Raw genomic sequence first — 9,875 nt, 5'->3', positions numbered from 1 at the left:
CCGCTCAGCGCCTTTTCCATTGCGATCCTCCTGCCGCGTACAACTACCTGATCTAGCGCCAGCGGCGGAGCGGCGGCAAGCCTCGAAGCGCGCATGGGGTTAAGTCTTTGGCTGCGGTCTGGTAGAGATCATGATTAACAGGCGAATGGCAGACACCGCATTATCGAAGCTCGCGCGAATCCGCGAGGAACTGAACCGGATGTTCCTCGAACGAACCGATCTGATCGACGGCGCAATCGTGGCAATGCTGTCGGCGAATCACGTGCTGATAATCGGGCCTCCGGGGACGGCCAAATCGATGCTGGCCGACGAACTTTGCCGGCGAATCGAAGGCGCGAACTATTTTCAGTGGCTGCTGACGAAGTTCAGCACGCCGGAGGAAATTTTCGGCGCGGTCAGCCTGAAGGGACTCGAGGAAGACGATTATCGGCGCGTCACTACGTACAAACTGCCCGAGGCGCACATCGCGTTCCTGGACGAAATCTTCAAAGCCAACTCGTCGATCCTCAACGCGCTGTTGACGATCATCAACGAGCGCATTTTCCACAACGGTCGCGAGCGCGTCGCGGTGCCGCTGATCACGATGTTCGGCGCGTCGAACGAACTGCCCGACGAAGACGAGCTGACCGCGCTTTACGATCGCTTCATGCTGCGTTTCATGGCCGATTACATCACCGAGGAACACGGCTTCATCCGCATGATGGCGGGCGGCCCGGAGCGCGCGCGCACGACGCTAAAGTTTGAGGAGCTCGACGAGTTGCGCGCGGCGGCGTCGTCAGTCACGGTGCCCGGCGCGATCCTCGAGGCGATTGCGCAAATTCGGCGCGAGCTCGCGCGAGAGCAAATCGTCGTGTCAGATCGGCGTTGGAAGAATTCACTCGGCATTTTGCGCGCGCACGCAATTCTCGCGGGTCGTTCCGCAGTCGCCGAAGACGATCTGATGTTCCTCGCGCACGTCCTGTGGAAGGATCCAGAAGAGCGGCCAAAAGTGATCGAAGCGCTGCGTCGAATCGTGCGAGGTTACGAGGACAAGCTGCAGGAGCTGGTGTTCGAGAGCCGCGAGCTGCGCGAGTACGCCGAAGGTGCGTGGGAGAGTGAGGAGCTGCGGCGTCGCGCGTTGACCGAGGCGAACGCGAAGCTTGCAAATATCGCCGCGCGTTTCGATGTGCTGATGAAGGAAGCGTCGGACTCGGGCCGCGCGATTGCCAACGCGGAGCGGATGCGCGTCGAGGTCAAGGACATTCAGCAAGCCGTCTTCCGCAGAAGCGTCGGCGATTAGAAATTAATGCCGATCGAAGAAACAACTCCGGCGATCGTGCTTCGCGCGCGCGACTACGCCGAGTCCGATCGAATCGTTACGCTGCTAACGCTTCACGCCGGCAAGCTCAGCGGAATCGCGAAGGGCGCCAAGGCGTCGCGGCATCGCTTCGAGCGCAAGCTCGAACCGTTTTCGCACGTCGTCCTGCACTTTCGGCGGAGACCGCACGGACAGTTGGTGTTTATCACGCGCGCTGAAGCCGCCGATCTGACGCAGCATGTGCTCGACGACGACCTCGCGAAGATCGCGCTCGGCAGCTACATGCTTGAGCTCACCGACGCGCTGACGACCGAAGAGAGCGAAGCGGCCGAGGCCTATCGTGTGTTGTCGGATGGCCTCGGCGCGCTCAGCACTCGGTTCGCCGACGCTGCTTTGCGGCAGGCGTTCGAGATGCGACTGCTCGGATGGGCGGGATTCGGACTCGAGTTCACGCGCTGCCGAATCTGCGCGACTCTTAATGGAAACAACGGCGACAACGGCGCGGCGGTTTATTTCGTCGTGGCGCGCGGCGGTATCGTATGCGCGAAATGCCGGCCGTCTGTGCCGGAAGCCGCGATCAAGATGACGAGCAGGGCTGCGACGATCCTCGCACGGCTTGGCGTATTGCCGATGAGCGATTCGCCCGGCTCTGAGGCGGCAGGCCCGGACGGTGCTCTCGCGCTCGCGCGATTCATCGGATCGATCATCGATCGACGACTGCGCAGTCAGGAATTTCTCGATTCAGTTTTGCCGGGCGCAGGTAAAGCCTGAGATCTATCCGCCGGTTTCGCTCGCCGGAGTTTCTCCAAAAATCACTTCGGGCTTGCTGTAGCGACCGCCATGATGTTCGATCACGACTATGCCGCAATTCGGCGGCACGTGCGCATTTTCCCAGCTTCCCGTAACATGCGACCACACCGCTCGCATCACACCGCCATGACTGACGACCACGATCTCGTCGTCGAGATATTTTTTCGCAACCGCATCGAGTACCGGCGCGACCCGCTTGAGTACATCCTCATGACTCTCGCCGTTGGGCGCGCGCCATACCCATGAACGCTTCGGATCGTAGTTGGGATCGTTGGCGATCGAGTCGTACGGTTTTCCGGCGAGGTCGCCAAGACTCATCTCGCGAAACTGTTCTTCGTATTCGATCGGGATACCCAGTTCAGAGGCAATGATCAGCCCGGTCTCTCTCGCGCGCGCGAAGGTGCTCGCAATCACCAGTATCGGCTTATACTTCAGCTTGATTCTGACGGCGGCTTCCAGAGCCTGACGGCGCCCGAGGTCCGTGATCTTCGCCTCGCCCGAAGTAGTGAAGCGTCGGATCGCGTTGCCCTCGCTCTCGCCATGACGAACCATGATCAGCTTACCCATAAGCTAAAAATTTTCTCCGAAAATCAAATTTGGTGCTAACGCTAAGACGCACCGCTTTCAGGTCTTGGGCTTGTCGTCACCGCCGCCGCTCAATTTTGAGAACGCGCGGAACGGTTCGAACAGATCGATCGGCATCGGAAAAACTGTGGTGGAATTGTTTTCCGTCGCTATCTCCTTGAGCGTCTGCAGATAGCGAAGCTGGAGCGTGATCGGACTCTTGCTCATGATCTCGGCCGCATCCGCGAGCCGCTGTGACGCCTGGAATTCGCCTTCGGCCGCGATCACCTTGGCGCGGCGCTCGCGCTCCGCCTCGGCCTGCGCCGCGATTGCGCGCTGCATGTCCTGCGGCAGATCGATATTTTTCAGCTCGACCAGCGTGACCTTCACGCCCCACGGCTCAGTTTGCGAATCCACTATTTCCTGGATGCGCGCGTTGAGCTTGTCACGCTGGCTGAGCAACTCGTCCAGTTCGGTCTGCCCGCCGACGGAACGCAACGTGGTTTGCGCAAGTTGCATCGTGGCGAACAGGTAGTTCGCAACCTCGGTGACCGCGCGCGACGGATCTACCACGCGAAAATACAGCACCGCGCTGACCTTGACCGTCACGTTGTCTTTGGTGATGACGTCTTGCGGCGGAATGTCGAGCGTCACAGTCCGCAGATCGATGCGCGCCATCCGCTCGAGCACGGGGATCACGAAAATCACGCCCGGCCCGCGATAAGGAGTGAGGCGCCCGAGTCGAAACACGACGCCGCGCTCGTATTCATTGAGCACCTTGAGCCCGCTCAAAACGAAAATTACGCCGATGAAGACGACTATGCCGACTCCGCTCGCCATCGCGATTCTCCTTCGCCCCCAATGCGCGCGAGGCTTGTCGATACCCTACGCTATCTTCCGGGCTCTGCGAAATCTCGCGAGCTTCACGCCTTCTGCACCTGTAATTCCAACCCGTTGATCGACTGGACTCGTGCGCGCGCGCCGGGGCTGAGCGCGTCGGCGCTGACGGCGCGCCAAATCTCGCCGTGCACGAAAACTTTGCCAGGCGTGCCGGGAGCGATCGCCTCGCGCACTTCGCCAACCTCTCCGATGATGCCTTCTGCGCCGGTGGTCGCGCGGTTGCGTCGTTCGCGCGCCACGATATATCCGATGCCTAGAATTATCAGCGTCAGCGCGGCAGCAGCGCCGTATATAATGTTGCGATTCACCGCCAGGTCGGTCTTCGATGTGTCGATAAAAAACAGCGAACCGATGACAAACGCCGTGACGCCGCCCAGGCCGAGGATTCCGTAGCTGGTGACAAAGGCCTCCGAGATCAGCATTCCGACGCCGAGAAAAATCAGCAGCAGGCCGGTGAGATTAACCGGCAGCACCTGGAACGACGCGAGCGCGAGCAGCAGGCAAATCGCGCCTGCGACGCCGGGAAAGATCACGCCAGGATGCGCGAACTCGAAGTACAGGCCAATCAATCCCGCCATCATCAGCAGGTAGACGATGTTTGGATCGGCCAGTACGTTGAGCAGTTGCTGGCCGGGCGTCATCCGAATGCGGCGCACCGCGGCGTCCGCCAGAGCGAGCGTCACTGTTTTGCCCTCGACCTGCACCTTGCGGCCGGTCGCCTGCGTCAGCAGGCTGCGGATGTCAGGCGCGACGATATCGACGACGTTCTTCGCGAGCGCCTCGCGCTCACCAATCGCAATACTGTGGCGGACGGCCTGCTCGACCCAGTCTTCGTTGCGCCCGCGCTGCTGCGCGATCGTGCGCGCGAAGGTTGCGGTGAAGTTCTCAATCTTCTGACCCATCGCGCCCTTGATATCTTCGCCGCCCTGTTCCACCGGATGCGCCGCGCCGATCGTCGTTCCAGGAGCCATCGCGGCCACGTGCGCGGCTTCGGTAATGAACACGCCGGCGGACGCGGCACTTGCGCCCGACGGGGCAACGTACACGATCACCGGCACCGGAGCCGCCAAAATTGTCTTGACGATCTTTTCCGCGGAATTCAGCAGCCCGCCCGGCGTGTCGAGCTCAATCACCAATGCGCTTGCGCCGTCGGTATTTGCGGACGTCAGCGAATCGTCGATGTAAGAAGCGACGGCGGGATTGATCGAGCCGTCGATCGTGATCAGCTCAACCCATGGCGGCGTATGAGGCGCCGCTTTCGCGGGCGCGTCGGCGGCAAGGATTCGTCGCGACGTGAACGATCCAATCGCAATCGCCAACGCCGCGACGACAACGAAAACGAATCTTGCGCGCGCGCTCACGGCGCGGAACCGCCGCGGCGCGGGATCGGCATCCCGAGATATTTCATCACTTCTTGGATATCCGCCCACACCAGCCGCTTGTCGCCGGGCGTGCGCAGCAGATACGCGGGATGAAACGTCGGCATGAACCGGATACCACGAAAGTCCTGCCAATTCCCGCGCAGCTTGCTGATCGGAATCTTCACCTTGAGCACCGCCTGCACCGCGAATGTTCCCAGCCCGATGATCGCGCGCGGTTTTACGATATCAATCTGACGAAACAGAAACGGCTCGCACGCCGCGACTTCGTCCGGCTCGGGATTTCGATTGTCGGGCGGGCGGCACTTGATCACATTGCAGATGTACACGTCCTCTCGCCTGATCCCCATCCCGCGCTCGATGATGTCGGTCAGCAACTGACCGGCGCGGCCGACGAACGGCTCACCGCGAGCGTCCTCGTCGGCGCCAGGCGCCTCGCCCACGAACATCAGATCTGCGTTGGGATTGCCGACACCGAAGACAAGATTGGTCCGTCGCGGCGCCAGCTTGCATCGCTGGCAATCTCCGATGAACTCGCGCAATTCGTCGAGCGTCGAAGACTTTTCGAGCCCTGGATATTTCGAGAACAATTCGGTCGACATCGGCGCGGAGTCAGCTTTGCTCGGAGTAACAAGCGGCGCAGCGGGCATCGCGCGCGGCGCGGGAGATGTCGATGCCGGCAGCCCTTCCATGCCCTCTTCGCGCAACTGCTCGACGTAGTCGCGGATCGTTGCGACCAGCGTGCGGCGATCGAGCGATGAAGCGTCCATTCGAGGGCTATCTGACGGCGCGCAAGCGCGAGGGTTTATCCGCGCGGCCCGACTTCGGTTTGGCGGCGCGGAGCGCGACGACTCGATCGAGTATCAGGTCGGCGACCGCGTCCTTGGACATCTGTGGATGGCTCTGAGAGCTACCGTCAGCGCCGATCAGCGTGACAATATTAGTATCGACTTCGAAGCCGGCGCCCTCGCGGGTCACGTCATTGGCGACGATAAGGTCGAGTCCTTTGCGCTTGAGCTTGACGCGCGCGTTCGCTTCGAGGTCGTCGGTCTCGGCTGCGAATCCTATTATCAGGCGCGAGCCTTTCTTCGCTGCCAGCAGCGGCATCTCGTCCACAATCGATTCCATCTCGAGTCGAAGCCCGCGCGCATCTTTCTTAATCTTGCCGCGCGCAGGATTCGCAGGCCGGAAATCCGCAACCGCCGCCGCCATCACGAGCGCCGTAGACCACGGAAAATTGCTGGAGGTTTTCGCGAGCATCGCGGACGCCGTCACCGTGTCGACTCGCTCTACGCCATACGGAGTCGCGAGCGCAGACGGTCCTGAGACGATTCGCACCGCCGCACCGCGACGCCATGCCGCGCGCGCGATCGCAAATCCCATCTTGCCCGACGAACGATTGGTGACGAACCGCACCGGATCGATCGGCTCCTGCGTCGGCCCCGCCGTCACCAGGATGTTCTCGCCCGCAAGATCCTGCGCGGAGAGCATCTTCTCGATTTCCGCGACGACGACCGCCGGGTCCGGCAGGCGCCCCTTGCCCTCGTAGCCGCATGCCAGAGCACCCTCGCCCGGCTCTATAATCACCGCGCCGCGCGACCGCAGCCTGGCCAGGTTCTCGGCGACGGTAGGATGCTCGTACATGTGCACGTTCATCGCAGGCGCAAACGCAACTTTCGCGCGCGTCGCGAGCAGCACGGTGGTAACAATGTCGTCGGCGATACCTACCGCAGCCTTCGCGATAACGTCTGCCGTCGCAGGCGCGATTACGATCGCATCGGCACTATCGGCGAGCCTGATGTGTCCGATCTCGGATTCCTGCGTGAGAGAAAACGTGTCGGTGGCGACAGGATTCGAGCTGAGCGTCTGCAGCGTGAGCGGTGTGATGAACTCCGTCGCGTTGCGCGTCATCATTACTCGGACATTCGCGCCCGCATTGACCAGCAGCCGCACGAGTTCCGCCGACTTGTAAGCGGCGATTCCACCGCTCACCCCGAGCACGATCGTCTTGCCGTCGAGCACGCCCATCGATGCTGATTCTAATGCGGCGCGCCAGCGGTTGAAACGGCCTGCGTATCGACGGTCAGTCGTAATACTCCAGCCCGAGATGCGTGATCAGGTCCTCGCCGCGCATCCAGCGCAGCGTGTTCTTGAGCTTCATCAGCTGGATGAAAATGTCGTGCTCGGGATAAATGTTCGGCGCATGCATCGGCGCCTTGAAGTAGAACGACAGCCATTCCTGAACCCCGCGCATGCCGGCGCGATGCGCCAAATCCATGAACAGCACCAGGTCGAGCACGAGCGGCGCCGCAAGGATCGAATCGCGGCACAGAAAGTTAATTTTGATCTGCATCGGGTAGCCGAGCCATCCGAAGATATCGATATTGTCCCAGCCCTCTTTCGAGTCGCCGCGCGGCGGGTAGTAATTGATTTTCACCGAATGGAAAACGTCTTTGTAGAGTTGCGGATGCAGCTCCGGCTGGAGGATCTGATCAAGCACCGACAGCTTGGTCTCTTCCTTGGATTTGAACGAGCCGGGATCCTCGAGCACCTCGCCGTCGCGATTGCCCAGGATGTTGGTAGAGAACCATCCCGACATCCCGAGCATGCGCGCCTTCAGCCCCGGCGCGATCAACGTCTTCATAAACGTCTGCCCGGTCTTGAAGTCCTTGCCGCAAATCGGGAGGTTGGTCTCGCGCGCGAGCTCGAGCAGCGCGGGCGTATCGGTCGTCAGGTTGGGCGCGCCGTTCGCGTATGGGATTCCCATCTTGAGCGCGGCGTACGCGTAAATCTGGCTCGGCGCGATTTCGGGATCGTTGTTCGCGAGCCCGGCCTCGAACGCCTTCAGCGATTCATGCACCGCCGACGGACGATGGAACACCTCGGTCGAGCCGCACCAGACCATCACGGTGCGCGCGACTCCCGTGCGCTTCTGGAAATCCCGGATGTCGTCCATCAGCATCGCGGCCTTGTCCATCTTGGTGCGCGCTTCTTTAAGATTGCTGCCGCGGATGTTGCGCACGTAGTCCTGATCGAAAACTGCATCCATCGGATGAAGTTTTTCCAGCGGCTCGCGCACCTGCTCCAGGAGCCCGCGATCGAGCACCGCCGCGTTGAGCGCGGCTTCGTACGCGCTGTCTTCGTAAATGTCCCAGCCGCCGAATTCGAGATCCTCGAGCCTCGCGAGCGGTACGAAATCCTTGATCAGCGGCGTGCGTCCCTCAGTGCGTTTGCCGAGCCGAACGGTGGCGAGCTGCGTCAGCGATCCGATCGGCGCGCCGAGGCCACGCTTGACCGCCTCGACTCCCGCGATGAACGTCGTGCTGACCGCGCCGATGCCGGGAAGCAGCACGCCGAGCTTGCCGTCCGCGGGTGCGATTCGGACGGGACCTTTTGTCGTCAAACTTCAGAGCTCCTTGGGATCAACCCTTTCGAAACCGCGAGGGGAATTCGGCGCCGAAGGTTTGATCGGGATGGAGCACGCGAGCGCGCTCGATCAACACCTCTTCAGTCTCGGGAATGTTGGGGTCGGGGATGCAGCAATCGACCGGGCATACCGCCGCGCACTGCTCCTGATCGAAGAAGCCGACGCACTCGGTGCATTTGTCGGGGACGATGTAATAGATGTCTTCCTTGATCGCCGGCTTGGTCGCGCCGTTGAGCTCCCATTGCGCGCCGCCTTCGTAAATCGCGGTGTTGGGGCATTCCGGCTCGCACGCACCGCAGTTGATGCATTCTTCTGTTATCAGCGTCGACATCTTCCAGCTCCGCAAGCGGTCTTAGAACGATCGGACCGAACGGCAACAATATCGGCGCGTGGCAGGTGGAGCAAGTAACGCGCTATCCATTCAGTCGGCGACGGCATCTGCGATACGACGTGCAAGTTCCAGGAACGCAATGCTCGCGGGATGCGCGGGATTCGCGACAACTATCGGCATCCCGTCGTCGCCCGCCTGCCGCACGTCGGGATAGATCGGGATCCTCGCGAGCAGATTCGTCCCCTCCTCCGCTGCCATCTTCTCGCCACCGCCGTAGCCAAAAAGTTCATCGCGCTCGCCGCAATCGGGGCAAACGAAATAGCTCATGTTCTCGACCACGCCGAGAATCGGGCAATGCACCTGGCGAAACATCTTGACCGCGCGGGTCGCGTCGAGCAGCGCAACGTCCTGCGGGGTCGTGACGATTACGCAGCCATCGAGCGAGACCTGCTGCGCGAGCGTGAGTTGCGCGTCGCCGGTGCCGGGCGGAAGATCGACGATTAGAAAATCCTGCGAACCCCACAGCGTGTCTTTCAGGAACTGTCTTACCGCGCCCATCACCATCGGCCCGCGCCAGATAACCGGCGCCTTCTCTCCGAGGAAAAATCCGATCGAGATCAGCTTCACGCCATACTTCTCGATTGGGTAGAAATTCTGTCCGCCCGCCGACTTAGGGCGCTCGTCACCGACGTTGAACATCATCGGTACCGACGGCCCGTAAATATCGGCGTCGAGCAACCCGACGCTGAGCCCCAATCGCGCCAGCGCCACCGCAATGTTTGCCGCTACGGTGGATTTGCCGACTCCGCCCTTGCCGCTTCCGACTGCGATGATGTGCTTGGTGCCTTCGAGCCGCACGCGCCCGGTTTTCTCGCCAAGCTCAGCTTCGATTCGATGCACACGGAGCTCGACCTTGGGCACGCCGAGATCGTGCGTGAGTGCGTGATGGATTTTCGCGGCGAGTTCGCGAATCACCTCGTCGCGCTCGCTGACCTGCCGGAGCGTGACCGCGTAGCTGCCGTCGGGCGCCGGCTGGGCATCCTCGACGATTCCAAGCGCAACAATGTCGGCGGAGTAACCGGGATACTTTACGTGTCCGAGCGCTTCGATAACCGCATCATTAGGTACCTGACGTGCCACTGCTGCGATTATCGCAGATGCATTAGC

10 protein-coding genes are annotated in these 9,875 nt (G+C 61.4%); 2 read left to right on the top strand and 8 right to left on the bottom strand.

What is annotated here, in order from left to right; translation table 11 throughout:
• Positions 1-145 precede the first annotated feature (145 nt).
• Together WB650_RS01070 and recO are read left to right on the top strand one after the other, a co-directional pair.
• Entirely contained in the window at positions 146-1,279 is a 1,134-nt protein-coding gene (locus WB650_RS01070; protein ID WP_423959098.1) for an AAA family ATPase, read from the top strand.
• Between the two features lie 6 nt (positions 1,280-1,285).
• Positions 1,286-2,068, top strand: a complete 783-nt coding sequence (recO, locus tag WB650_RS01065; protein WP_423959096.1) for a DNA repair protein RecO — start codon at positions 1,286-1,288, stop codon at positions 2,066-2,068.
• A 3-nt stretch (positions 2,069-2,071) separates the two neighbouring features.
• On the opposite strand, the gene WB650_RS01060 is transcribed toward recO, so the two are convergent.
• The 8 genes from WB650_RS01060 to WB650_RS01025 all read right to left on the bottom strand — a co-directional run bounded on the left by WB650_RS01060 (position 2,072) and on the right by WB650_RS01025 (position 9,848).
• Positions 2,072-2,674, bottom strand: a complete 603-nt coding sequence (locus WB650_RS01060) for a histidine phosphatase family protein (protein ID WP_423959094.1) — start codon at positions 2,672-2,674, stop codon at positions 2,072-2,074.
• Positions 2,675-2,731: 57 nt separating this feature from the next.
• Positions 2,732-3,511 carry a slipin family protein gene (locus tag WB650_RS01055; protein WP_422304934.1) on the bottom strand — a complete coding sequence of 260 codons (780 nt, stop codon included), beginning with the start codon at positions 3,509-3,511 and terminating at the stop codon, positions 2,732-2,734.
• A gap of 83 nt (positions 3,512-3,594) precedes the next feature.
• A complete protein-coding gene (locus WB650_RS01050) occupies positions 3,595-4,932 on the bottom strand; it encodes an NfeD family protein (protein ID WP_423959092.1) in 1,338 nt (445 codons plus the stop codon).
• A complete protein-coding gene (locus WB650_RS01045; RefSeq protein ID WP_422304938.1) occupies positions 4,929-5,720 on the bottom strand; it encodes a uracil-DNA glycosylase in 792 nt (263 codons plus the stop codon). Before WB650_RS01045 ends, WB650_RS01050 begins: the two co-directional genes overlap by 4 nt.
• A 7-nt stretch (positions 5,721-5,727) precedes the next feature.
• A complete protein-coding gene (gene coaBC / locus WB650_RS01040; RefSeq protein WP_422304940.1) occupies positions 5,728-6,978 on the bottom strand; it encodes a bifunctional phosphopantothenoylcysteine decarboxylase/phosphopantothenate--cysteine ligase CoaBC in 1,251 nt (416 codons plus the stop codon).
• A gap of 55 nt (positions 6,979-7,033) precedes the next feature.
• Positions 7,034-8,353 (bottom strand): inositol-3-phosphate synthase, encoded by a 1,320-nt coding sequence (locus WB650_RS01035; RefSeq protein ID WP_422304942.1) that lies wholly within the window; start codon positions 8,351-8,353, stop codon positions 7,034-7,036.
• A gap of 19 nt (positions 8,354-8,372) precedes the next feature.
• Positions 8,373-8,708 carry a YfhL family 4Fe-4S dicluster ferredoxin gene (locus WB650_RS01030; RefSeq protein ID WP_422304944.1) on the bottom strand — a complete coding sequence of 112 codons (336 nt, stop codon included), beginning with the start codon at positions 8,706-8,708 and terminating at the stop codon, positions 8,373-8,375.
• A 90-nt stretch (positions 8,709-8,798) separates the two neighbouring features.
• A complete protein-coding gene (locus WB650_RS01025) occupies positions 8,799-9,848 on the bottom strand; it encodes an Mrp/NBP35 family ATP-binding protein (protein WP_422304946.1) in 1,050 nt (349 codons plus the stop codon).
• Between the last annotated feature and the right edge of the window lie 27 nt (positions 9,849-9,875).

The organism is Binatus sp. (SeqCode), assembly GCF_049584895.1.
Taxonomy (GTDB): domain Bacteria; phylum Desulfobacterota; class Binatia; order Binatales; family Binataceae; genus Binatus.
This window is presented reverse-complemented; position numbering and strand designations above follow the sequence as displayed.

What these genes read in the sequence shown, in the direction of transcription:
- WB650_RS01060 (WP_423959094.1), bottom strand. Translation starts at nt 2,674, where the DNA reads ATGGGTAAGCTGATCATGGTTCGTCATGGCGAGAGCGAGGGCAACGCG.
- WB650_RS01045 (WP_422304938.1), bottom strand. Translation starts at nt 5,720, where the DNA reads ATGGACGCTTCATCGCTCGATCGCCGCACGCTGGTCGCAACGATCCGC.
- WB650_RS01055 (WP_422304934.1), bottom strand. Translation starts at nt 3,511, where the DNA reads ATGGCGAGCGGAGTCGGCATAGTCGTCTTCATCGGCGTAATTTTCGTT.
- WB650_RS01030 (WP_422304944.1), bottom strand. Translation starts at nt 8,708, where the DNA reads ATGTCGACGCTGATAACAGAAGAATGCATCAACTGCGGTGCGTGCGAG.
- WB650_RS01070 (WP_423959098.1), top strand. Translation starts at nt 146, where the DNA reads ATGGCAGACACCGCATTATCGAAGCTCGCGCGAATCCGCGAGGAACTG.
- coaBC (WP_422304940.1), bottom strand. Translation starts at nt 6,978, where the DNA reads ATGGGCGTGCTCGACGGCAAGACGATCGTGCTCGGGGTGAGCGGTGGA.
- recO (WP_423959096.1), top strand. Translation starts at nt 1,286, where the DNA reads ATGCCGATCGAAGAAACAACTCCGGCGATCGTGCTTCGCGCGCGCGAC.